The sequence below is a fragment of the Nitrosomonas sp. Nm51 genome, from assembly GCF_900111165.1.
Classification (GTDB): Bacteria; Pseudomonadota; Gammaproteobacteria; order Burkholderiales; family Nitrosomonadaceae; genus Nitrosomonas.
Genome location: NZ_FOGH01000007.1, coordinates 41797 through 68725, shown reverse-complemented (window position 1 = coordinate 68725; position 26929 = coordinate 41797). Strand labels below are relative to the sequence as shown.

9 protein-coding genes are annotated in these 26929 nt (G+C 51.0%); 4 read left to right on the top strand and 5 right to left on the bottom strand.

Annotated features, from left to right (window positions below; translation table 11 throughout):
* The first annotated feature begins 38 nt into the window (after window positions 1-38).
* From purL to BMY60_RS04430, 4 genes are all read left to right on the top strand, one after another.
* The gene (gene purL, locus BMY60_RS04445) at window positions 39-4070 is read left to right on the top strand and encodes a phosphoribosylformylglycinamidine synthase (protein WP_090331570.1); all 4032 of its coding nucleotides are present in this window, start codon (window positions 39-41) and stop codon (window positions 4068-4070) included.
* 66 nt (window positions 4071-4136) lie between these two features.
* Complete coding sequence (locus BMY60_RS04440) at window positions 4137-5366, top strand: ChaN family lipoprotein (RefSeq protein WP_090331623.1); 1230 nt, start codon at window positions 4137-4139, stop codon at window positions 5364-5366.
* A gap of 211 nt (window positions 5367-5577) precedes the next feature.
* Window positions 5578-7557: a M1 family metallopeptidase gene (locus tag BMY60_RS04435; protein WP_177166577.1), complete on the top strand. Its 1980-nt coding sequence runs from the start codon at window positions 5578-5580 to the stop codon at window positions 7555-7557.
* Window positions 7558-7635: 78 nt separating this feature from the next.
* Window positions 7636-8718 carry a PD40 domain-containing protein gene (locus BMY60_RS04430; protein WP_090331566.1) on the top strand — a complete coding sequence of 361 codons (1083 nt, stop codon included), beginning with the start codon at window positions 7636-7638 and terminating at the stop codon, window positions 8716-8718.
* Window positions 8719-8829: 111 nt separating this feature from the next.
* On the opposite strand, the gene BMY60_RS04425 is transcribed toward BMY60_RS04430, so the two are convergent.
* The 5 genes from BMY60_RS04425 to BMY60_RS04405 form a co-directional block, all read right to left on the bottom strand.
* On the bottom strand, window positions 8830-10116 hold the full coding sequence (locus BMY60_RS04425; protein ID WP_143057351.1) for a hypothetical protein: 1287 nt from the start codon (window positions 10114-10116) through the stop codon (window positions 8830-8832).
* A 169-nt stretch (window positions 10117-10285) separates the two neighbouring features.
* Window positions 10286-19867, bottom strand: coding sequence for a Calx-beta domain-containing protein (locus BMY60_RS04420; RefSeq protein ID WP_090331563.1), 9582 nt, complete (start codon window positions 19865-19867; stop codon window positions 10286-10288).
* A 124-nt stretch (window positions 19868-19991) separates the two neighbouring features.
* Window positions 19992-20645: a PEP-CTERM sorting domain-containing protein gene (locus BMY60_RS04415; RefSeq protein WP_143057350.1), complete on the bottom strand. Its 654-nt coding sequence runs from the start codon at window positions 20643-20645 to the stop codon at window positions 19992-19994.
* A gap of 41 nt (window positions 20646-20686) precedes the next feature.
* Complete coding sequence (locus BMY60_RS04410) at window positions 20687-25255, bottom strand: Ig-like domain-containing protein (RefSeq protein ID WP_090331559.1); 4569 nt, start codon at window positions 25253-25255, stop codon at window positions 20687-20689.
* A gap of 688 nt (window positions 25256-25943) precedes the next feature.
* Complete coding sequence (locus BMY60_RS04405; protein WP_090331557.1) at window positions 25944-26738, bottom strand: hypothetical protein; 795 nt, start codon at window positions 26736-26738, stop codon at window positions 25944-25946.
* Window positions 26739-26929: the final 191 nt, after the last annotated feature.

Here is a 26929-nt window from a genome sequence, read left to right as displayed (position 1 = left end):
GTGTAAAATGGCATTTTTGATCAAGGTAATATTTTCCGATGCTTCGATTTTGTGGCGGTCATGCGTTGTCTTCATTCAGGCTGGAAAAGCTGGTTTGCGCATTCAACGCACTGGACATACAAGTTTCTCATATTTATGCTGAAAATTGGTATTTCTGTGCAGTCAGCCGCGCATTAACCAAAACCGAAACGGTCCTGCTTGAACAACTGCTCAACAGCTGCCAGCCGCAGCATACCGCAGCCACGACATCGGCATTTGCGCTCGTCGTTCCCCGCCCTGGCACAATTTCACCCTGGTCGAGCAAGGCAACCGATATCGCGCATCATTGCGGACTGGAGAACGTAGAACGTATCGAACGCGGCATTGCCTATTTCATACAAGCAAACCGTCCCCTTTCTTTCGAGCAGCAGCAATCACTTCAGGTATTGTTGCATGACCGCATGACAGAAGCTGTTTTGCAGTCTTTTGATGAAGCGGAACAATTATTTCATCATCTTGCACCGCAGCCGCTTTATATCATCGACATCCAATCCAACGGATTACAGGCGCTCGAATCGGCCAATACCGAAATGGGGCTGGCGCTATCGCCAGATGAGATTGAATATCTCATGCGTCATTTTCAACAGGCCGGACGCAACCCGACCGATGTCGAACTGATGATGTTCGCACAGGCAAATTCGGAGCACTGCCGCCACAAAATCTTTAATGCCGACTGGATTATAGACGGCAAAAAGCGAAAACAGTCGCTGTTTTCGATGATCCGTCATACTCATCAGCAGAATCCACAGAACACGCTGGTCGCTTATACAGACAATGCAAGCATTATCGAAGGCGCGGAAATAGCACGGTTTTATCCGGGGAAAAACCATCACTATACGTACAGGCAGGAACAGACGCACCTGTTGATGAAAGTGGAAACGCACAATCATCCAACCGCGATTTCCCCGTTTCCGGGTGCGGCGACGGGCGTGGGCGGTGAAATACGTGATGAAGGCGCAACCGGCCGCGGAGCCAAACCGAAAGCGGGGCTGACCGGGTTTTCGGTATCCAATTTGAATATTCCGGATTTTATCCAGCCCTGGGAATTTTTGGATACCGACCAAAAAACCGTGTACGGCAAACCGGCGCGCATCGCTTCGGCCTTGCAGATCATGCTTGACGGACCGGTCGGCGGAGCGGCATTTAACAATGAATTCGGCCGCCCGAATCTGGCCGGCTATTTTCGCACCTTCGAGGAGAATATCGCCGGCGAAATGCGCGGTTATCATAAACCCATCATGCTCGCGGGCGGCATCGGGCAAATTTCGGCAAAACACATCCGCAAAGAAAAATTTCCACCCGGCTCTTTGCTGATTCAATTGGGCGGTCCCGGCATGTTGATCGGTCTCGGCGGCGGTGCAGCGTCAAGTATGGGTGCCGGCACGAACACCGAGGCGCTGGATTACGATTCGGTGCAGCGCGGCAACCCCGAAATGCAACGCCGCGCCCAGGAAGTAATCGACCGCTGCTGGCAACTGGAACGCTCTGGCATTGAAAATCCTATTTTATTTATTCATGATGTCGGCGCCGGCGGCTTGTCAAATGCTTTTCCGGAACTGGTACATGACGCCGGACGCGGCGCACGTTTCGATTTGCGCGCCGTGCCCGTCGAGGAATCGGGTATGTCGCCGATGCAGATCTGGAGCAATGAGGCACAGGAACGCTACGTGCTTGCCATCCATCCTGACTCGCTCGCATTGTTTCAGGAAATCTGCGAACGCGAGCGCTGTCCTTTTTCGGTGGTCGGCGTGGCAACCGAAGAAACGCAGCTTGTTGTAGTCGACGAACGGCATGCTTCCACAACCACACCGGTCGACATGGCGTTGCCGGTATTACTCGGCAAGCCGCCCGGAATGACGCGGAATGTTACGCATCGAATTCAGTCGCCGACCGCGTTTCATACCCATCCACTCGATTTGGAAGAAGCAGCCTACCGGGTTTTGCGGCTGCCGTCAGTCGCAGACAAGACATTTCTCATCAGTATCGGCGACCGCACCGTCGGCGGCATGTCGGCGCGCGATCAGATGGTAGGCCCCTGGCAGATACCGGTCGCCGATGTAGCTGTCACCATGATGGGATATCAGACTTACTTTGGTGAAGCGTTCGCAATCGGCGAACGCACGCCGTTGGCACTGATCGATCCTGCCGCGGCTGCGCGCATGGCGGTAGGCGAAGCTGTTACCAACATCGCCGCAGCCTCGATTCAGCAACTCAGTGACATCAGGCTGTCTGCGAACTGGATGGCCGCGGCCGGTCACCCGGGAGAAGACGCCGGATTGTATGACGCGGTACATGCGGTCAGCATGGAATTATGCCCGCAACTTGGCATCAGCATACCGGTGGGCAAGGATTCAATGTCGATGAAAACGACTTGGGAGGCAGCGGATGCGCAAACCGGAAAGCCGGCTGACAAAGCCGTAACCGCGCCGCTGTCGCTGATCATATCCGCTTTTTCCCGGGCCGGCGATGTACGCCGCACGTTAACGCCTCAGTTGCGCACCGACTGCGGCGAAACCGAACTGATTCTGATTGATCTCGGGCAGGGTAAAAACCGCCTGGGCGGGTCGGCGCTGGCGCAGGTTTATAAACAGGTCGGCCATGTTGCGCCGGATATTGACGGACAATCCGGGGCCGATAAGCTTAAGGCATTTTTTACCGTTATCCAGCTACTTAATAAAGCAGATGCGGTACTGGCCTATCACGACCGCTCGGATGGCGGTTTGTTCGTCACGCTTTGTGAAATGGCTTTTGCCGGCCATACAGGCATCACCGCCAATCTGGACCAGCTCTGCTTTGATCCGCTATCAAGCGATATCGACGGCGCCGAGATGCGCAGCGGCCATTTAAGCGGGCGATTCACCGAACACCTGTTCGCTGTTTTGTTCAATGAAGAACTTGGCGCCGTGATACAAATCCGCAGCGGAAAACACGCATTCGTCATGAACACACTGGCTGAAGCCGGCCTGCGGGACATGAGTTTTGTCATCGGCGCCCCTAATACCGTGGATGAATTGCGCCTGATGCGCAACAACCGGCCCGTGCTGGCGGAAAAACGCATCGAACTGCAACGCGCATGGTCGGAAACAACTTATCACATGCAAAAATTGCGCGATCACCCGGACTGTGCGCAACAGGAATACGACCGTATTTTGAACAGCGATGACCCGGGTTTGCATGTTGAACTCAGCTTTGACCCCGAAGACAATATCGCCGCACCCTATGTCCGTCGCATTCGAACCCGCCCCACCGTAGCCATTTTACGCGAACAGGGTGTTAACGGGCATATGGAAATGGCAGCCGCATTCGACCGTGCGGGATTCACGGCTACCGACGTACATATGAGCGACATTATCTCGGGCAGCGTTTCACTAGATGCATTCAAAGGACTGGCGGCATGCGGCGGTTTTTCTTACGGCGATGTGCCGGGCGCCGGAGAAGGATGGGCGAAATCGATTTTATTTAATGGCCGGGCGCGTGAAACATTTGTGACGTTTTTCCAGCGCACGGACACATTCGCGCTTGGTGTGTGTAACGGCTGCCAGATGATGAGCCACCTGCGCAGAATTATTCCAGGCGCAGAACACTGGCCGCGTTTTGTGCGCAACCATTCGGAACAATTCGAAGCGCGTTTTGTCATGGTAGAAATACAGGCAGGTCCATCGATATTATTTGAGGGCATGGCGGGCAGCCGTATGCCGGTTGCCGTAGCGCATGGCGAGGGCCGCGCAGACTTTGATGGCCGCAACGAGGCGAACAGCGAGGCGCTGGTGACTTTGCGATATATTGATAACTTTGGCAAAGTCACGGAAGATTATCCCGGCAATCCGAACGGTTCGCCGCGCGGCATTACCGGCATGACAAGTCAGGACGGACGTTTTAACATACTCATGCCGCATCCGGAGCGCGTCTTTCGCATTGCACAACACTCATGGTACCCGCCCAAACCAAACGATTCAGAACGGCGCACGCGTACCCGCGAAGACGCCCCCTGGATTCGTCTTTTTAGAAATGCCCGAAAATGGGCAGGATAACAAGCGGACATATTAATGATGAAAAGCAATATGATATTAATAAGAAATGCGATACTAACAAGAAAAATGACCGCGCTGGCAGTGCTGGCATTTTTTGGTTACACGATCACCACTGCCCTGGCCGAAACGCCGAACTTAACAGCAACCGGCATCAAACCCGGAAACAAACCCGCCCGGTCAAATTGCATACCGCTCGGCAGCTGGATTATTCCGGGCGGCGGTACAACAGCTTATGCCGATGTCATTGATCAGGCGGTTAAGAATTCAGTGGTACTGCTGGGCGAAACGCACGTCAATGCGGACCATCACCGCTGGCAACTGCAGATGCTGGCGGCAATGCATGCATTGCGGCCGGACATGGTCATCGGTTTCGAAATGTTTCCGCGCCGCATTCAGCCTGTGCTGGATCAATGGATTGCAGGCGAACTGAGCGAGAAAGAATTTCTTGCGGCATCCGAATGGGACAAGGTCTGGAATACCGACCCGGCACTTTATCTGCCGCTGTTTCATTTTGCGCGTATGAATCATATTCCGATGGTTGCATTGAATATCGAACGGCGCCTGCGCCGCATGGTTTCCGAAAAAGGACTTCACGGTGTGCCGGTTGAAGAACGCGAGGGAGTAACGCGCCCTGCAGATCCCAGTCAGGCGTACCTCGATTTTCTGATGCCGATTTACAAACAGCACGATCGCAAAAATAAAAAAGACGGACAGATCAATTATGACGATCCAGATTTCAAGCGTTTCTATGCCGGTCAGCAATTATGGGACCGCGCCATGGCGCAAGCATTGCATCAGGTTTTGAACAATTCGGATAAAAACGGAAAACCGCTGGTGGTCGGTATTATGGGCTCGGGTCATGTCGTGCATGGTTACGGCGTGCCGCATCAGTTACATGATCTTGGCGTCACCGATATCGTGTCGCTGCTGCCCTGGGATACCAACAAATCCTGCAAACAGCTCGTGGCAGGTGTCGCCGATGCGGTTTTTGGCGTGTTGCCGCATATTTCAGATCCATTTGAAGAACCGAAACATCAACGTCTTGGCATCCGTTTCGAAATGGCGCGCGGCGGCGCCCTGGTGCTGCAGGTTGAAAAAGGCAGTATTGCTGAGGCTTCCGGCCTGGAAGACGCCGATGTCATCCTGGAAATGGCGGGCGTGACGCTGAAGACGACCGATGATGTCATCAATATCGTCAGACGGCATGCGCCGGGCACCTGGCTGCCGCTCAAAATCAAACGCAACAACAGAGAAACGGAAGTCATCGCCAAATTTCCGCCATTGACTGCGCGTTAATTAGGGGGGTCGTCATGTGTTATGTGCAATGATGCATCCGGTTACGGCGCGAAACAGTCCAATCATACATCTGCCGGATCAAGTCTTGTGTTCTACAAGTTAACCCACGCATGCACCGCAACAATTTTTCTAAGCCATGATAAACATTCAAACAATTCGCCTGTTACTTTTATTTTCAGTTTTTGTGTTGCCTTATTTTGCCGAAACTGTTATGGCTGCACCGATTCCGGGCAGTGACATCGGTCATGAAGGCACCATCAGTTACGACATTGAGGTAAGTATCGACCCTGCAACCCGCATGTTAACGGGCAAAAGCGTTATCACGTTCAATAAAACCCGCGATCACACCCTGATACTTGACAGCCGGTTCGAAGTCACTCAGGCATTCATTGACGAAATGCCGTTTGCACCGCAAACCGATTCCGGCCGGTCGCATTACTGGCAAATTCCCTATGCCATATTGCGTCCGCATCAAATCGAAATTCACTGGCGCGGCCAGCTGCACCCGCTTGATGAAACACTCGATCATGAACAGACACTTGGAAGACCGATTGCCGTGAGCGGTGAGGCTGGCACATTCCTGCCGGACGCATCAAACTGGTATCCGCGCGTCGCCAACGGGCTGATCCATTATAGCGTACAGATAAAACTGCCCCCAGGCCAGCGCGGACTGGCGGCGGGGCGCCTGATCGACGAGCAGGATGACGATGCCGGTTACCGGGCGCGCTTCGAATTCGATCATGCCGCAAAAGGTATTGATTTAATGGCCGGTCCGTATGAAATTGAATCGGATCACTACACGGGCGTCACAGGCAGGCCAATCCAGCTGCGCACCTACTTTCATCCTCAGATCGGTCAACTGGCACGCGACTATCTGGCAGCCGTCAAACGCTATTTCGAATTATACGAATCATGGATTGGGGCTTATCCTTTTACCGGGTTCAGTATCGTCTCCAGCCCGACACCGACCGGTTTCGGCATGCCGACGCTGACTTATCTCGGCATCAACGTGCTGCGGCTGCCTTTCATCAAAGACACTTCTCTCGGTCATGAAGTACTACACAACTGGTGGGGCAATGCGGTCTATCCCGACTATGAAAACGGCAACTGGTCGGAAGGACTGACCACCTTCATGGCGGATTACACCTACAAGGAACAGGAAAGCGATGAAGCCGCCCGCGAAATGCGGCTTGGCTGGCTGCGTGATTTTGCCGCGCTGGAGCCCGGCCAGGACGCGCCGTTAACGGCATTCACCTCACGCAGGCACGGCGCCTCAAAAATCGTCGGCTATCACAAGGCTGCGATGCTTTTTTTCATGCTGCGCGACTTGATCGGTGAGGACATGTTTAACCGTTCGATTCAGGGCATCTGGAGCATGCAGCGTTTCAAAGTCACCTCATGGAGCCACTTGCAGACCGCATTTGAAATCATTTCAGCCCGCGATCTGGCGTTTTTTTTCGATCAGTGGCTGACCCGCACCGGCGCCCCAAGTCTGACTGTAACCGAAGCCATGCAGGAGCAGAGCGGTTCGGGTTACCGCCTGCATATCACACTGCAGCAATCCGAGCCGGCATATCAACTGCGCGTGCCGGTAGCCATCCAGACCGATTCGGGCGAAGAAATACACCTGCTCAATCTGCGGCACACGGAACAGACATTTACACTTGACCTTGACGGCAAAGCGCAGTCCGCCATCCTCGATCCGGACATGCGCCTTTTCCGCCTGCTCGCACCCGGTGAGGCGCCACCGATCCTGCGCGAAATCATGATCAATCCAACCACAACAACTGTTTTATTATCGAGCGATGATGAAACACGGCAAACCGCCACAATTCTGGCCGAAAAACTGCAACGCCGCACCCCGCAGATTTTGCCCGCCGGCCGGCCTGTTACCGGCGCACCCACTCTGGTCATCGGCCTGCATCATGAAGTTGATGCCTGGCTCGATGCGCGTGACCTGCCGGCAAAACCCGATGAAATTAACGCAAAAGGAACCGCGCAGACCTGGACCCTGACCAGCCCGGAAGGCACATCACTGGCTATTATTTCCGCACAAGACAGCGCTTCACTTGAATCCCTCATCCGGCCACTGCCGCATTACGGGCGGCAGAGTTATCTCGTGTTTGATGGACGCCAGGCAGTGGAAAGAGGCGTCTGGCCTGTTCGAATGCAAAAATTTATGATTGAATGAAGGCTATTGCCAAACCGGCGTCATCAGCCTATCCTTGCCATGGTGGCAGTAAAAATTTTTTGAAAGCGAGATCAGCGTATGAAAGCGACACTGCGCATACCCAGACTTTGTTCCGTAACGCTTACGTTCATCCTGACCTGCAACCTTTCCTATGCAATGCCGGGTATGCACGGGTCAGACGATGGCGGAACTACAGAAACACCGCGTGTAACCCAAAGCATGGGCGAGCCGATCAATTCGCCCGGCGCGGAACTCGAGATTACCTACAGTACGGATGGCAAAACGGCCATTTTTGTTTCAACCCGCGAAGGCAGCATCGAGTCGCCCGGCAATCCGTACAACTTCGACATCTGGATATCTCGCTACGAACATGACGCCTGGCAGCCGCCGGTTCATCTGGGGCCGGACATTGACCCGGCCGTGGGGCCGAACATTAACACAGCCGCCTGGGAACTGGAGCCGAGTTTTTCCGACGACGGCAATGTCATCTATTTCACGCGATACGAGCCGGGCAACATGCTGTCCGGCGATCTCTACGTCGTTCAGAAAGTCGATGGCGTCTGGCAATCCGCCAGAAACTGGAACGATGTGCCGGAATTGCCGAATATCAATACCCCGACCGGGGAAGAACACTGCCCGATCATTGCCTCCGACAGTCTGATTTACTACAGCTACCATCAACCGGGCGTAACACAGGACAGCGATATCTGGAAAGTTGAAAAAAAGGACGGCGTATGGCAGGCGCCTGAAAGTCTGGGGCCGAAAATCAATTCTCCATACCGCGACCATATGCACTGGACCGGACTGTCGAAAGACGGCAAAAGCTTAATCATCACCAGCATGCGGCCGGACCTGGGTTCGCGGGGCGGGCATGATGAATGGATTGCGCATCAGGATGAAAATGGAGAATGGCAGCAACCGGTAAACCTCGGCGATACCATCAACACGGGCGGCGAGGATATGTGCTGGACGTTTACGCCGGATGGCAAGAAATTCACCGGCAGCTGGGGACCGCACGGCAGTTACGATATGAACATCCGCTGGGTCAACAAAAACGATGTTCCGCTGTTGCGGGATTTCGAACCGATCGGCCCGCCGCCGAATCTGCTGAACAACAGCAAAACAAAACCGGTTACAGACGACAAACCGTTGCAGCAGTAAATCCAACATCAAATACCGGCCAACAAACCCGGCGCACGACAAAACCGGTTCCGCCGCGCCACCACAGGTTTCTGCCCGCTTTGCACCGGCTGCATTTTATTGTCCGACAACTCACAAGAACACGCCGCCACTATCAAAAAATATATCGGCTCTGCCATTTGAGATTAGTTCCAGCATAGATGCAGCGGTTACATCAATCAATGACATAATTAAAATATCTTCAAAGTCATTTCGTATAACATCATCGATCAGAACATTGGTAGCTTGATACACAGCCTGAGCCAGTTGGGTATCATCCCTGTAAATAGGATCTGCTGGCCTATCGCTAAAAACGTCGTTCATTAACGCGGCAAATTCAGATGTATCTGGATTATCGATTAGATCGGGATGGGAACGAAAATATGAAGCAATCTGAATAATCTCTGATTCGCCAATAGCCCGAAATGCATTGACCATTGTACCGTAAATCAACGACTCCAGGGTTTCTGTTGTTGCCGGCAGATTTGACAGATGAGCAACGCCCAATTCTTCAGCAGTAAACACACCGTCCGATGAACCCTGATAATTATTTGGATCGAACACGTCAAAATAATCCGGCTCATACACACCTCGGAAATTATTCTCTCTCAATGAATCGGTAGACAATATCCCTGAATTGGTATTGAACACGACCAGATGACTTAACGAGGCCAGATTTTCCGGCAGCAGTTTATGACCACTTGGGATATCAGGGGCAATAACGCCGTTCAACGCATCGGTATTCATGCCAAACGAAGCAAAGAAACTGTCAATGACATCGGTAGAAAAACCGGTAATCTCGCTGAGCATCTGCGTCGTCACACCAAATTGTTTTGCAGCATTGAAAATCGTCGCCGGTTGGTCGACATGCGACAGAATAAAATCTCTGGCTTGCTGAATCGTGACGCCGTAAGTGGCCAGATGAATTTGTGCTGAAGAAGGTGTATCACCATCCGTGTTGTTTGATGTGACGGTGTCGATGTCTTCCTGAATGTTAAGTGAATAAACAAAGTCAGTAACACTTCCTTGCTGCCAACCAGGGGCAACAAAAAATACCCCAGTATAAGGTGCCACCCAATCGGATATCTCATCCAATTCCGATGGCCGTTTATCAGGATTATTTTCCGTAGGGACTGGAACCGGATCATCGGAATCGTCATTGACGAATATTGCGTTGCCCTGATTGTCATACACAATCAGCGCAGGTTCCTCAAAACTATTGGCAAAAATGTCATAGGTTGCACCTTCTGTCGCTTCAATCTTATAAAGGTGTTGCAATGGTATTGGTCCTATTCCTGAAGCAACAGCTGTGTTGTCCCATTCAGGAGTGGCAAACTCAACAAGAGTAGGTGAGAAAGTTAGTAATACAGCATTGGCCATCTGATCGGCTGTCAGATCGGGATAATTATCGAGTGTTTCATCGGTTGCCAATTTAGTTTCTCCTTAAAAGCAGATCGTTGCTGAAAGAATTAAAAACCCGGTTTGTATCAATTTAATTCCGTAACATCACTAATCCACATGCGTAACGGGTTGCTCCAAACCATGCCAGTTAACCGGCTATTCCCACAAGCGTTATTTCGCCAAATTCAAATTCGACGGCATCCACCAGATAGTCGCTGGCATTCCATGTGCCGTTGCCCAAATCCTGCGGGCCGCTCAGATACTGCCCGGCTGCATCGGACAGGCCGCCGAAAACGAAGTCAGCGTCGTTGTATACACCTGAAGTCAGCACAACGGAAGAAAAACCGGCAGCATGATCAAGTGTGATTTGCTGATCACTAGAAAACGCATCGGCATTAAATGTTAGTTCATCTAAGACAAAACCGGAACCATCCAGCAACTGTAACCGGCCTGCATCAAAGCTTCCCAAGGTAGAATCGCCTTCCAGGCGTGACAGATCAATGGTGACACGGGTTGCAACCTGATCAAGATCGAACCGTAGCGCTTCCGTGCCGTCGATTTCCTGACGGATCGTGCTGGAAATCGAGGTTTGTCCGCTTACACCCAAATCACCACCGAAAATATCGCCACCACTCAATGCGCCCGAATTACGGCCATCTAGAATTACATTGCTCCAGGACTCAGCTGTATCCAGATAATTGGCTTTATGGCTGATGCTGACCGTATCATTTTCCCAGGCTTTCTCCCAAGCGTCGGGGTCGGAGCGAGAAATGCGCAGTGGTGCATCGCCTATACTTATGGTTTCAGCTTGAGACGATGAATCAACTGTTACAGCGAGACTTCCAGCATTAGCATGGGTGCCATCTTCATCAACCAGATCGACACTGATAGTATTGCTGCCCGCTGCTGAGTAGATATGTGAAACATCTCCGGCAGAATTGAAGATATCTGAACTGCCATCGCCCCAATTGACAATAAAGCTGGTAACCGTGTCATCACCCGGATCGATGATATCACCGAGATTCAATGTGTAGTTGTCACCGGCATTGATCTTAGCAGCGCCTGACAGGGCAATGATTGGTGCAACATTGTCCACATTAACCGTAAACTGCTGCGTTGCGATATCGTCACTGCCATCTTCTACCGTCACACTCACTGTGTAACTCGCATCACCATCAACAAATTGATGTGTCATATCAAAAAGCTGGATATCGCTTGTAAGAACTCCACTTTCAATCGCCGATCCATCACCCCAATCGATGCTGTATGTTCTATCAGCATCACCGCTGTCCACGTCATCGGTAAAGCTGATCTGGCGGCTGAAATTGTCGCCTTCGTTCAGTTGCGCTTGCTCACCTACAGTCAAAGCAAGGCCGGTGGACGGGTCGAAGATTTGCAACAGTTCCAATGCGGCTTGCGCGAATTCAATTTCACCGGTAAGCGCCACATCCAACACCGCATTTTCGAATTCGATCGTGCCTTCGGTCAGTCCGACATTGCGTACCGCTTCTTCGGCGGCTGCGCGTACTGCAGGATCAAGGTCGTTAACCGAAATCGTGCGCAACGGAAAATTCGGGATTGTAAACGTCTCGGTGGATTCGCCGTCTCCATACACGAACAGCGAGGTTTCCGGCGTCACACGCCAGGAGTCCGCAAATGGGCCGTATAGGTCTTGCTTCGTCAGCGGGCCAGTCAATACGGTGCCATCGGCAAGTGCGATGTCGTTGGTTTTATCGCCATCAGCATTGCCAAGCAGGCCTGCAATTTCACCTTGTCGCTCCGTACTCAGGAACGGCGCCACATTGATAAACGAGCCGACTCGCGCCCAGAAACCATCGCCTTGTGCGTTGGTTACCACATAAGTATTGCCTTGCCGATAAATCGAGCCGTCACCGACTGACACCGTCTCTCCATCGGTAATTGCAACGAACTCACCGTTGATATTGACCGGATTGGGTTGTCCCCGGTAGATGCCCACCACATCGTCGCCAACCTGCATTGCCACGGCGGTATTGACGGAGACTAAATTACTATTTCCCCACGGCTCCTGACGTACCTGAATTTCCAGACCGGAATCAATACCGTGTACCAGCGTAAATTCTCCGGCGGCTTGGAAATCGTATTTAAAGCCGTCGAAAGTATTAAGATGAGGATCGCCAGCTGATTTTGCAAGCAGATCCAGAGCAATAGCATGTATTTCATCATCGATGATACCGAGCCCATTTTCTATATCAAGAATACCTTCAACAATACTCTTAAACCCAGGAAGATTCTTAAGTACAAAACCAAGCGGATCGTTGTAAAAAGATGCAGCAACGTAAAGTTGGCCAACGCCTCCCACAGTAGTTGCCGCTTCTGTTGGTAAAGCTACTACAGCTGCGCCTGGTCCAAATTTGTATGCATGTTGACTGAAGGTGATTGCATTTTTTATTGTGGTTGGTGCAAGTTTTATCGCTAAATATGTTCCCGCTATTGGCAGCGGTATGCTTGACACAGCATACAGAGTTCCTTCTCCAATCTTTCCAATTCCATCGACAATTTTTCGCAACGAAAAAAGCCCCAGTGGATCTAAATTTTCAACGGGATCATTAATGCCAAACCGATATAAATTGGCTCTTTCACCCCCCGTCCACAACGGATCCTCAGACAAAAACCGTCCCATGTCGCTATCATAAAACCGCGCACGCATATAATTCAGATTGTTCGCATCTTCCGACACACCCAACGCACCATTGAACTCAAAACTGTTCGCGATGATTTCACTCTCGAACAATTCATTGCCAAACGGGGTATAGCCATAGCGGTTGACTTCATTCCCTGAGCCGTCGGTGATGCCGATCACCGAACCCACCCCGTCAATGTCGTAATACGCGGTCGAACCATCGCCCGCAATGCGGCCAGCCAGCCCCAGTCCATGTGCATAGGATGCTATCAGTGAGCCGTCTGCGGCATATTCGTCAATGACGTTACCTAATCCGAACGGATCGATGAGAAATTCAGTACGCACACCGTTTTCAATCACTGCTGAGCGGTTACCGAAGACATCGTATTCATATTGCGTTACATCGCCGGTTGGCGTAGTCACCGAAGTCAAGCGGTTTTCAAGATCGTAGATGTAATTCCAGCTACCGTTCGAATCGGTTTTGGTAATTAAATTACCGTCCGCGTCGTACGACAGCGTTGCACCACCTGCGGTGACATATTGATTCAGTGCATTGGTGGTGTAGTGTGTGGTTACACCGTCTTCCGTTTTACTGATGCGGTTGCCGGCTGCGTCATACGCATATTCGATCTGTTTATCCGCCAATCCAGCGCGTGTTGATGTGAAATGAGCCGAGGTGAGCTGCCCGACAGCATCGTAACCGTATGTCCACGCGCCGTCGGCGGTTTCCATGCCGGTGCGCTGTCCTGCGGTATCGTAACTGTAGACAATACGGGAATTTTCATTACCAACGGCGTCAAGATTGAAGATTTCCAATAACCGGCCAGTCGCATCATAACTGTACGTGGTTGCCGTACCGTTGCCGTTGTCTTCACGCATCAGGTTACCTGCTGCATCATAGGTGTAGCTGACCAGACTGCCATCATTGTTGCTGAGATTAATCAGCCGCCCTGCGGCATCGTACTGATAGAACTGCGCGTTGCCGTCCTGATCGGTCATCGACGTGCGGTTGCCAGCAGCATCGTAGGTATAACTCAGCGAACGACCGTTGGGGTATTCGATTTGGGTAACCCGGTTTGCCGCATCGTATGTCAGCGCGGTAGTGCCTTCGTTTGTCGTCGCCGTCAACAAATTTCCTGCTGCATCGTAAGTGTAACTCACCGCGCCGGAAGTGCCCGCAGATTCAGCCGTGAGCCGTCCGCGTGCGTCGTAATCATAGGTTACACTTTCACCACGCCGGTTGGAAAAATCCGTAATCTGGCCATTGGCGTCATAACCGAAATCCAGATGCGTGCCATCCGCCCAGGCTGCTTGTACCATTTCACCCTGATCGTTATAAGAAAATGCGCGTGTTGCACCATTGGCATCAGTAAAGCTAACAGGCACGTTAAAATTGTCATGGTAGGCATAAGCCAGTGTCGCCCCGTTGGCATCGGCGAGTGCTGTCGGACGGCCCAGGTCGTCAACGGACAGTGCAGCGGTTGTTCCATCCGGAAACTCGATACCGACCAATTTACCCTGTGAGCTGTATTGCAATGATGCGGATGCCGCTTCGCTATCGGTAATTACAGCAACTTGCCCGCCGGGTGCGAGACTGATATGCGCTGTACGGCCTGCGCCGTCGGTTACGGTGTATCCACCGAGTGAATCATAACTGAAGGTAGTTTGTTCAATACCGCCTGCTACGGACACCGATGTAAGTCGTCCCGCACTGTCGTAGGTAAAATCAATATTCGGGCCGCCTGCGGCTATCGCTTGACTCAGGTCGTTGCCGTCATAACTAAAATTCGCGGTACCAGCAGCACCGGTTGCAACAACCAGTTTATCGCCATCTGCGCTATAACCGAGCGTCATTGTCTGGCCGTTGGTATCGGTTATCGATATGGCGTTGCCGGCAGCATCATGGTTGATCGTCAATATATTACCATTTGGCCCGGTAAAACTGGTGATTCGTCCTGCGGTGTCGTAAGCTGCTATTGTTTCCAGTCCGTTGACGGTGATGGCTTTCACGAATGTGCCCGAATGGTCGAACAGCAGCGCATCGCCATGTGCATTTTCAAGCTTAAATCCATCAGCCGTACGCATCAATTGCCCGTCAAAATCACCGCCAGTGGTATACGATCCGTTGATATTCATACTGAATATCGGGCGGGTTGGCGCTACGCCACTAAGTACATTGCCACTCAGACTGACCGTCTGCCCTACGGACGAAGACACGGTGTAATAAGCCGATTCTTCGGCATTCAGCGTGAACAGTGTGCCTAATAACGTTGAACCAAGCAGGGTGGCGTTTCCATCCGTATCGATATCGAGCCGCAAATCACCCAGAAAAGCCCAGCCACGGCCTGCTGTACCATCCGTTTCGCGTTCAACTAGCGAGCCAAAATCACCGGCCTGTTCCAATTCAAAACTCAATGCTGCTGCAGCGCTGTCGCTTCGGACACCAAGTGAAGATAAGTATTGGCCGTTTTCCGCCAGTGTGGCAATAAATTCGCCTGTATTGGCACCCACTTCAGACTGGAAATTGGTGTAAATACGATGCCATAGTGCATCGGACATTGATTCAGGCTTGAGTTGAGTCTCAAGTGCTGCCCAATCAATCGTCTGGCTTGGATCGGCAACGGCAGCCGACACCGTCATGGAACCATTCGGTGCATCGGCCATTTTAGTAGAAAAGCTAAGCGCACCGGTTTCAGCTACCTGAATCGCACCTTCACCATCGCCAAGCCCGAGCAGAAAAATACCGTCCGAATAATCCCCGGTGAGCGAGTCGGCCAATAAACCGCCGCCTATCGCCTGAGCAAAAACCAGTGTACCGGGTATTGCCGTAGACGAATTGTTTTCATAAATCAGCTGACTCGTGCCGGTTCCACCTGGATTCAAGCTGTCTGGCACGATGAGTTCACCGGTAATCGCGAATATCACGGGTAGATCCACAGTAATGGATACTGTAGCGGGTACACTAAAGTCTGTTCCGTCAAATGCGCGATAGGTGAACGTATCGGTGCCGGCAAAACCAGCGTTAGGCGTATAGGTAAATGAGCCGTCCGCATTCAGATTCAAAACACCCTGGCTCGGCTCATCAACCACTGCAGCCGTTAAAGCATCACCTTCGGCATCCGTATCATTGGTCAGAACACCATCAATTACGTTGACGGTTAATGTTGCGCCATTGGCAACACTGTAGGCATCCAGCTCAGCAACGGGTGGTTGTTGGACATCATCGGCAATAATAGTTGCTGCCGCATTGAAAGTTTCTGCACCGCCTTGCGGCGTAATAGCCAAGGTAAAGGTTTCTTCTGTTTCCAGATCAGTGTCGCCATTAATTGCGATTTGTATCGTCGTTTCGGTTTGGCCCGCTGGAATTGTTACACTATCGCCAGCGGCAACATAATCCTCACCGGCTATGGCTGTGCCATCGATCGTCTGGTAATTCAAAATCAAATTAGTTGACAATGGCTGTTCTAGTTGAATAGAAAACACGGCCTGCTGCGTTCCTGTATTTCCTTCTGAAACACTAGGGCTACTAACTGAAATGGGTGAAACCGTAATGTCAACCTGGGTGGGCGTACTCAAACCAACACCATCAGAAGCACGATAGGTAAACGTATCGGTACCGGTAAAGCCAGCATCCGGGGCGTAAGAAAACGAACCGTCGGTATTGAGATTCAAGCTGCCGTGACTTGGTGCGTCGACAACTGTAGCCGTCAAGGTATTCCCGACATTCCCAGCGTCATTATTCAGCACACCCGTCGCAGTATCGACAACGAGCGGTAAGCCATTGATGGTGGCGTATGCATCTTCGCCGGTTGAAACAAGCGCCTCGCCGAGTTGCAATGAAACCTGATCGATAAAACCATCGGAGGAAATACCGCCGTTTCGGTCTGCCGTCAACAGTATTTCGATCGACCGTGTACCGGCAGGAACAGCTCTGACATCTGAAAACAATTTCCATTGTTTTATTGGATTACTTTCACCAATGCCAACGGTAAAAATGTTCTCATCATCAACCAACGAGAAAGAATCCAGCGTTTCTCCTGAATTGTTAACAAACGTTACGTCAACGCTGGCAAGATCAGTAACGATATTGTTCGTAATACTTTGCAGATAAATACTGAAATTGGATTGTATGTGTCCGGTATCGATCTGACTGGCGCCGTTGCTTACGTCAACCGACTGAAATAGTGTCTGTACAGCCGTGCCCGCACCGCCGGTAAAAGCAAAATCACCGAATTCTTCTGAACTCGGTGTTGTCGGTACAGCATCGATACCCGTGCTAACCCAGCCTGAAGTATCTCCTGTTTCCGCGCCGCCATTGACGACAAGCTCTCTATTCAGTATGGACTCAGTGTCATTGGAAATAATTGTAGCGGTTGCGGTTACAGTATCGCCACCGCCCTGCGGGGTAAGGGTCAAGTCAAATGTTTCATCTGATTCAAGATCGAAATCATCACTCACCGGAACCTGGATGGCTGCTTCGGTTTGGCCTGGGGGAATGGTCAAAATCCCGTTAACGGCTGTGTAATCAACACCTGCTATTGCTGTACCGTCAGCAGTTTGATAGTCGAATGCCAGATCAGTTGAAGCCGGGCGTGAAAGCTTAACAGTAAATGTCAGACTACTCGCGTTGCTACCTTCGATCTGCTCTACATTTTTGATGAATACGGTACGTGATTGAGCCACATCGCCATCATCATTCAAGATAATCCCTGTAGCAGTCAGTCGATCGGTGCCGCCGGCAAATTCGGCGCCGGTGAGATCATATAACTCGAGCAACACACTTTCATCTGGCTCAAAATCGAAATCGCCTGTAATACGCAGATCGATAAAGGCCGTGGTATTTCCTGCAGGAATGACAAGGTTTCCCGCAGGAAACTCACTCGAATTGGACGGCTCTATGTCGGACACATCGATTGTGCCCGGTAAAGCATGCCAACTGAGCGATATTTCATTCGTTGCCGGTTGTGACAGAACAACCTCAAATTTAAGAAACCCACCAGGACCGAAAAAAGATGTTTTTTCAGTGTCTTCAGTGTCACGAATGGAAAGTACTGGCAATGTGGTGGCAGTATTGTCGTCCTCAACGATTAAGGCTTGTGCTGAGAAAACCGTCAGTCCGCCAGCAAGTACAGAGTCTGACCCTGCTTGTGGACGCACCAATAGCGTAAAACTTTCCGTAGTTTCGGACAACGTATCACCTGTAACAGCTACGTTGACAACTGCTTCGGTTTGCCCTGCTGCAAATGTCAACGCGCCATTTGCGGCCGTATAGTCCGATCCAGCCGTGGCCGAACCGTCGACAGTCTGGTAATCAAACGTCAAATCAGTTGCAGCGGGCCGCGAAAGTAATACTTTGAAAACTGCATTTTGACTGCCGCTGTCTCCCTCAACCAGTTCTGCATCATTGATAAAAACAGTGCGTAATTCCGGTAAATTATCCGTGCTTAAGATGGTGCCTGTCGCAAGTAACCGGTCTACACCCCCGGCAAATTCCGCACCTTTGGGATTAAACAGTTCAAGTAACAGGCTTTCATCAATTTCATCTTCTATGTCGGGATCTCCGGGAATCACAAAGTTGACAAACGCAGTTGTCTGTCCCGGTGAAAAGGTTACAGTACCTGCTGGAAAGCCTAAAGCACCGAATATGCCCAGGTCGTTAATTTTGGCTGTTCCAGGCAAACTTTGCCAACCCATGGACACTTCGCCGCTTGATGGCTCGGATAAAATTATCTCGAACTCCATCATATGCAGACCAAATTGAATTTCGGTAATACGGCTGTCACGTATCGATACAATCGGTTGCGAAGCAATTCCCGCTGCATCATCGGTTATGATATGCGCCGTTCCAACCGCCGGAGAATCACCATTATCAATAAAAAATTGTGATATCCCTTGCGCTCTGACAACTAAATTGAAACTTTCTTCCGCTTCAAGCAGGGTGTCTCCAATTACCGGCACTGTTATTTCAGCTTCAGTTTGCCCGGCAGGGAAAATCAGTGAACCGCTGGTGGCGGTATAGTCCGATCCTGCTGTGGCAGAACCATCGGCTGTCTGGTAATCAAACGTTAGATCAAAAGTCTTTGGGCGCGACAGTTGCACTGTGAAAACAGCATTCTGGGTATCGTTATCGCCTTCGACAAGCTCGATATCGTTTACAAATAATGAAGGATCTCGATAACCGCTATCATCGTCTAGTATAAATACTGTTGTCGTCAATCGTTGAGCACCGCTTTCAAATTCTGCACCACTCAAATTAAATACTTCAAAAACAACACGTTCATCAGGCTCAATAATAGTGTCGCCATAAATTTCTAGTAAAATAGATGCGGAAGCTTCTCCGGCAGGAATCACTAGCTGGTCAGAGCCGATATAATCCATTTCTGTGCTATTTGTTCTGTCATCTCTGGCCAGCCAGCCCAATTGAATATCGCTCGTTGAAGGTTCTGATATATTAATATCGAAAGTTAGAAACTGACTACTACCCGTTTCATCGTCTCCTTCAAGCTCGGAATTACCTGTAACCGATACAACAGGGGCGAAACAATGTGGGTATTCAATTGTTCCACCACTGAAGGGCATCAAAACTTCAAATGGCTTCGTCAAAAAATCGAGGTTCCAGTTTTGTTTTCCATCCCACTGGCCAATCGTTAGACTTGAAGCCGCAATTTCTGCGCCTGTCAGGTTTTTTAGTTGCTGAATAAAGTCCCTGCCAACTTCACCTCGAGCCAGTTCACATGCATAAACAAAAATTTTTGTCTGATTACTGATAAAACTTTTTTGCCATGCCTCAAATTCTTTTGAGCGTTTGCTCAACTCGTTTGAATCTAATTCATAATTTGAAAATACGATCTGGCCGGACCGCGCATGTGCAACCAAGATGATTTCCTGCACAAAGCCGTTGCCTGCAAGCGTGTTTGTGATCTGGATAACAGGATCACAATCTGACTTGAGTTTGGTGATTCGATACTCAGATCGTACTGCTTTTAACAGGGTTGCCTGATCCTGGATAGCTGCATCGATAAACAATAATTTTTGTGCGTTTCCGTTATCTCTTTTGTCTTGAAACATGCCGGCACCTTATGAATAGAATCAATTTATTTTTTTACATCCTGAATCCAAACAATTAGAAAGGCCCCGAATTAGCAGAATTGATCTGATAATCGGGGCCTGTATGCAGCGGTGAAAGCGCGTTCTATGGCAAACTGCGCGATCTTCTCCTGACCGAAACAGCAAGCCACAGCATGGGCAGAGTCATCAACAACAAGGTTGCCGGTTCCGGTATAACACCGGCAGTCAACTGAAATGACATGTTGAGTGTGGCGGCATCAAAGTTCCAGGCATCGCCGTCCGCAGCCCGGCTCCAGCCGGTATTGTTGCCTGCCGCGCTTTCCAGCCAATACCAGTCCTGAGCGCCGTCATTGTTGAATACAGACAGGTAATAATCAGCGCCGCCCTGCAGCAGCTGATTAACGCCGAGGTCGTATTGAAACACGGTGCCACCGAACAGATCGGTGAGGCCGCCGCTGCTATCGCCATTGCCGGCAAACGTTGTTTCAAAAAAGGCATTGGTCTCGGGATTGCCTGAACCGTCATCTGCAAAAAGCCGCACGGTAAGTGATTCAGTCACGGGCGCAACCGGATCGTAGCTGCCCCACCAGCGGATATTGGTCAGCAGTACGGTATTTGCAAATTGAAAGTCGTCGGTGGCAATTTGTATGCCGGACGGGCCGACGCTCAGGCTGCCGCCCCCGCCATCCAGCGGCGCCTGTTCCAGCATGACCGCGCTGGCCGACAGCGGAAAAATAATCAGAAACATCAATAGGGTTAGTTGTCGAATGCTATTCATTGTTATTGTCCTTTAGTTCGTCATTTAAATTGATACGTACATCAAACTATTGCGCCCACAAGCGTTATTTCGCCGAATTCAAATTCGACGGCATCCACCAGATAGTCGCTGGCATTCCAGGTGCCGTTGCCCAAATCCTGCGGGCCGCTCAGATACTGCCCGGCTGCATCGGACAGGCCGCCGAAAACGAAATCAGCGCCATTGTAACTGCCTGCAGTCAGCACAACCGAAGAAAAACCGGCGCTGTAATCCAGGGCAATCTGTTTTTCATGCGAAGCTGCATCGGCACTGAAAACCAGTTCGTCCACGACTGCACCGGCGCTATCCAGCAGCTGCAGTCTACCTGCATCGAAATGACCGTTCGCGGTACTGCCGTCAAGACGGGACAAATCGATAGTGACTCTGATTGCCGCCTGATCCAGGTCGAACCGCAGCGCTTCCGTCCCGTCGATTTCCTGGCGTATGGTGCTGGAAACCAGCGACTGGCCGCTGACACCCAGATCGCCGCCAAAGAGATCGCCACCGTTCAACACACCGGCGTTGCGGCCATTCAGCGTTACACCGCTCCAGATCTCCGCAATATCCTCAAGATCGGCTTTATGGCTAATGCTGACCGCCTCAACTGTCCAGGCATCTTTCCACACATCCGGATTGGATCGGGAAACGCGCAGTGGCGCATCGCCGATTGTAACAACAACTGGTGGTTCAATATCATCAACACCTTTTACCTCAACCTCAACAGTTGCCATATCGGTCAAATCACCATCGGACAGCGTGTATGCAAACGAATCGATGGCAGACTCCCCGTCATTCAGGGCTTCAAACAGACCGTTCGGATCATAACTGAATGTACCGTCTGCATTTAGCACCACCAGCGCGCCTGCCGCAGTCGTGATGTTTTCAGCGGTTACCGATAACGCGTCACCTTCAATATCACTGTCCGCACCATTGCCGTTATCGTTCAGGACGTTGCCGTTTAGTACTGTATCCTCATCGGTACTGACGCTGTCGGCCTGTGCCACCGGCGCATCATTCACACCATTCACCGTTATCGAGACCGTCGCTGCGTCCGTGCCGCCATTGCCGTCGGACAAGGTGTAATCAAATGTATCCGTAGCCGATTCCGTGTCGTCCAGCGTCTCAAACTGGCCGTTTGGATCATAGTCAAATGTACCGTCCGCGTTGACCGTCACACTTGCGCCCAACGCGGTGGCAATCACACCGGCGCTGCTGACACTCAGTGTGTCGCCATCCGGATCGGAATCCGCACCGCTGCCGTTGTCGGCCAGCAGATTACCCGCCACATTGCTATCTTCGTCTGTTGCAAACGCATCGTCTTGCGCGACCGGCGGATTATTCTCCGCCGGGACGCCATTGACCGTTACCGTAACGGTTTCAGTGTCGGTCAAATCACCGTCAGACAGCGTGTATGTAAACGAATCGGTGGCAAACTCTCCGTTGTTCAGGGCTTCAAATTGACCGTTCGGATCATAACTGAATGTACCGTCTGCATTTAGCGCCACCAGCGCGCCTGCCGCAGTCGTGATGTTTTCAGCGGTTACCGATAACGCGTCACCTTCAATATCACTGTCCGCACCATTGCCGTTATCGTTCAGGACGTTGCCGTTTAGTACTGTATCCTCATCGGTACTGACGCTGTCGGCCTGTGCCACCGGCGCATCATTTACGCCGTTGATCGTTATTGAAACCGTTGCCGTGTCGGTGCCGCCATTGCCATCGGACAAGGTGTAAGCAAATGAGTCTGTAGTCGATTCCGTGTCGTCCAGCGACTCAAACTGGCCGTTCGGATCATAATCAAATGTGCCGTCCGCGTTGACCGTCACACTTGCGCTCAGCGCGGTGGCAATCACGCCGGTGCTGCTGACGCTGAGCGTGTCGCCATCCGGATCGGAATCCGCACCGCTGCCGTTGTCGGCCAGCAGATTACCCGCCACATTGGTATCTTCGTCTGTTGCAAACGTATCGTCCTGCGCTACCGGTGGATTATTCACCGGCACATCGGTGATGCCATTGACCGTTACCGTAACGGTTTCAGTGTCGGTCAGGTCGCCATCGGACAGTGTGTATGTAAACGAATCGACAGCAGACTTTCCGTCATTCAGGGCTTCAAACTGACCGTTCGGGTCATAACTGAACGTACCGTCTGCATTCAGGGTCACCAGTGCACCTGCCGCAGTTGTGATGTTTTCAGCGGTCACCGATAATACGTCACCTTCAACATCACTGTCCGCGCCATTGCCGTTATCGTTCAGGACGTTGCCGTTCAGGATTGTGTCCTCATCGGTGCTGACGCTGTCGGGCTGTGCGACCGGCGCATCATTTACGCCGTTGATCGTTATTGAAACCGTTGCCGTGTCGGTGCCGCCATTGCCATCGGACAAGGTGTAAGCAAATGAGTCTGTAGTCGATTCCGTGTCGTCCAGCGACTCAAACTGGCCGTTCGGATCATAATCAAATGTGCCATCCGCGTTGACCGTCACACTTGCGCCCAGCGCGGTGGCAATCACACCGGTGCTGCTGACGCTGAGCGTGTCGCCATCCGGATCGGAATCCGCGCCGTTGCCGTTGTCAACCAGCACATTACCGGACACACTGGTGTCTTCGTCTGTTGCAAACGCATCGTCTTGCGCTACCGGCGGATTATTTGGGCCAGACTCGTTGCCGTCAATGATAGTTACCGTCCCCGTCCCCCCATCCGAACCATTCGCAATCGCTGCTGTCGGTGTAACAGTCAAAGTGAATGTTTCACTATTTTCTGTAATATCATCACCAATCACAGGGATATGCACCGCAGTCAATGTTTCGCCCGGCAGGAAAGTCACCGTACCCGACTGGGCGGTATAGTCCGAACCGGCTATGGCTGTATCGTCCGCAGTCTGGTATTGGAATGTCAGGGTTTGATCAGAAGGTCGGGAAAGATGAATCGGAACAGCGACTTCTCGCGTGAAGTTATTTTCACCTTCGACGATTTGGGCATTGCCGACGAATAGACCCAAGTTGTTACCGGTTCCATCGTTATCCAAAATGATGCCGGTAGCCTGCAATGTTTCAACGCCGTCAGGGAACACCCCATTTACGGGCTCGAACAGCTCAAGCACTACACTCTCGTCCGCTTCATCAAAATTATCAGCTCTCGTATTGATAAAAATCGTCCCACTCGTTTGCCCTGCCGGAATCACCAGTGTGTTAGTAACTTCATCGAAATCGTTGAAGTTTCCCAGCGCTGTACCAGCGTCTTCCAGTGTCCGGTAAGGTATTCGGACTTCACCTAAAGATGCTTCCGATAATGTCACGACAAATTCTAGGAAGCCGTCCTCAATAGCGCTTGTTCCGGCAATGCTGATCTCCGGCATTGTTGTGCTGGTGTCATCGTCCTGGATGATTGCCGTGCCTACCGCGCCATCCACACCATTGGCAATTGCTACCGTTGGCGTGACCACCAGATTAAAAAATTCATTGGCTTCCGCAATCGTGTCGCCAATGATCGGCACCGCCACGCTTTTCAGCGTTTCACCGGGATTGAATGTCACGCTGCCTGTTTGCGCCTGATAATCCTGCCCGGCCAGCGCCGAACCGTCAGAAGTCGTATAATTCAGCGTAATTGCGTTGCTTGAAGGCTCGGATAATTGCACATCAAAGACAGCCTGCTGTGAGCCGTTATCTCCTTCGACCATCTTCACCTGACTGACGAATAACGCACGGTCGTTACCGCTGCCGTCATTGTCCAAAATCACGCCGGTTGCGCGCAAATTCCCCGCACCATTCGGAAACACTGCATTTTCCGGATCGAACAATTCAAGAATGACGCTTTCGTCAGCCTCATCAAAATTGTCGGCTCTCGTATTGATAAAAATCGTCCCACTCGTTTGCCCTGCCGGAATCACCAGTGTGTTAGTAACTTCATCGAAATCGTTGAAGTTTCCCAGCGCTGTACCAGCGTCTTCCAGTGTCCGGTAAGGTATTCGGACTTCACCTAAAGATGCTTCCGATAATGTCACGACAAATTCTAGGAAGCCGTCCTCAATAGCGCTTGTTCCGGCAATGCTGATCTCGGGTGCAAGCGTATACCGATACGTTTCAACGGAATTCCTGCTGAATGGAATTGGAACTTCAAAAAATTTGGTCAAACAATCCAAATCCCAATTCCAGGATGTTTCTGTTTTGCCTACCGGCAAACTCGACGCAGCAACTTCAGCACCAGTAAGATCGCTCAATAAATTGATAAAGTTAGTTCCTTCCTCACCAGCCGCCAGCTCGCACGCATACACACAAAGTTTGGCGTCATGTGACAATGACTTGCGCCATGCCTGCAGCTGCTGTTGGTGCCGTTCAAGCTGCGTCGAACCGATTAAACCGCCGGAAAAATGGATCTGTCCGGGGATGGCGTGCGCGACCAGAACGATTTCCTGCACCGGCGCATGTTGATGAATGGCATCGGTCAGCTGCGTGACGGGTTCCGATGCTGGATCGAGCCGGATAACCTGATAACCCGGTTTGCGGTCTTTGAGCAGTATTTCAGCATCCAAAACGTCTGCGTCGATAATTAACAGTTTTTGTGCATTTTCAGTATTGGGTTTGTGTTGCAGCATCTGACGATCCTTATATTTTTTGTTAACAAAATAAAAAGTTCTGAAGCACTAGGGGGTGTTCTCACTCACTTATTATGTAATTGAGACCAACCATTGCAATCGATTGAGTTTGGGGGACATTTAAATCCAAATAAGTGCGTTTGGTAAGATGGAATTTACTATCTTGTCAGAGATGGGATAACAGGTTAGTATTTCCGGTTGGCCGGTTTATCGTGTAACGCAGCAAATGGATAAGTCGACACAGCGCACAGCGCGTCGGCTGGTGAATTTCAAATGACAGCCGGTTTGAACCGGTTTTCTATGATTTGCTGTGCCAACAGCATGGTTACCAGCAATGGCGGGGCAACATCAAATGATGCGGCGGGAAAAAGCGGGAAAAGTGGGAAAGGGCTTGCCTGGATTTATTACCGATCTCTGTAAAAACCAGTACTCTTTCAACTTGATATTGCCGGGTACAGCGCTACCGTGGTGTTATGCAACAAGGCGCAGTACACAGGGAAGGGCTGTTCCCTTTTCAAGTACTGCAACGCGGTTGCAGGACACCACGGTAACGCCCTGTGGGTGAGCTTGTCAACGCCCATGGACTGCGTTATGCCTTTTGGAAATAGAATGCTATTACCTGCAAGACACGCCTTTCCATGGTCACTGACAAGCTCACTGAACACGGCAATATCAAATTGAAAGAGTATCAGTCGAAGAAATTAAGCAACCCGGCGTAATATAACACCTGATTGCGGTTGATTTTTGGTGGTTCGTCCGCGCTTACACCCGACAGTTTCTGCCGTATTCTCAACATCACGCGGTCAAGATATTTTTCGCTTTTGCCGAGTTCGTGCGATATCTGGGTCAGAGACTTGCCTTGCGCGAGCTTCTGAAGAAAACATCTTTCGGTATCATTGAGCACGCTGAGCACAGGTCTGAGAACATGGCCGATATGGCATAGATTTGATATGACCATGCTGTGAAACAGCTTTGCGCTGAGGACCAGTTTGTCGACGATTTTATTGTTAAGCGTGTTAAGCGCACCGTCCAGCCCGGAATGACAGCGAACGAAACCGGCCATGGCAACCCCCTTTTCGCTGGACATGAGCCGCATGGCAATGCCGCTGGCGGCATTGCCATGTTTTGATTCACTCGCAGCAATGCGATTCGTTGTTCTCCCGCAATCTTCACAATTTTTTATTTGCCATTCCATAGCATCCATTGCATCGTTCAATGACGAATTAAACGATGGATCAGGCTGACCAAAGCCGGTGTCAAGCAGGTGACTAATACACGCCGGACTCAGGTGTTGTGAAACATGCAATGCCGGTTTGCTTGCCGAGCCAGAATCCATGGGAAAACGGGGAACGTAAATATAAAATACGCCGCTCAGCCCAAATTTAAGCGCGTAAGTTTCAAAAACGACAAAAGCCTGTTCGAAATTCTTTGTTCGATAGAGCGATTCAACATAATCATTTAAATCGGTCTCGATATGCGCCACTGCATGCTCCTTCCTGACAAAATGTTTTTGAATTTGTTGTACGTGCGGTTGCGTGCGAAACCCGAGGCGCTTGAATCAATCTGTTTATCGTTATGGTGTTGCCATTAATGTTAACCAGGATTTCTTACGTATTTTTCCTGCCTTGTGCAAAAACGGGCTGCATTGATACAGCCGTTTAAAGACTTCTGACT

Coding starts and splice junctions, on each gene's coding strand:
- BMY60_RS04440 (WP_090331623.1), top strand. CDS start 4,137: ATGACCGCGCTGGCAGTGCTGGCATTTTTTGGTTACACGATCACCACT.
- BMY60_RS04430 (WP_090331566.1), top strand. CDS start 7,636: ATGAAAGCGACACTGCGCATACCCAGACTTTGTTCCGTAACGCTTACG.
- BMY60_RS04425 (WP_143057351.1), bottom strand. CDS start 10,116: ATGGCCAATGCTGTATTACTAACTTTCTCACCTACTCTTGTTGAGTTT.
- purL (WP_090331570.1), top strand. CDS start 39: ATGCTTCGATTTTGTGGCGGTCATGCGTTGTCTTCATTCAGGCTGGAA.
- BMY60_RS04435 (WP_177166577.1), top strand. CDS start 5,578: ATGGCTGCACCGATTCCGGGCAGTGACATCGGTCATGAAGGCACCATC.
- BMY60_RS04415 (WP_143057350.1), bottom strand. CDS start 20,645: ATGAATAGCATTCGACAACTAACCCTATTGATGTTTCTGATTATTTTT.
- BMY60_RS04410 (WP_090331559.1), bottom strand. CDS start 25,255: ATGCTGCAACACAAACCCAATACTGAAAATGCACAAAAACTGTTAATT.
- BMY60_RS04420 (WP_090331563.1), bottom strand. CDS start 19,867: ATGTTTCAAGACAAAAGAGATAACGGAAACGCACAAAAATTATTGTTT.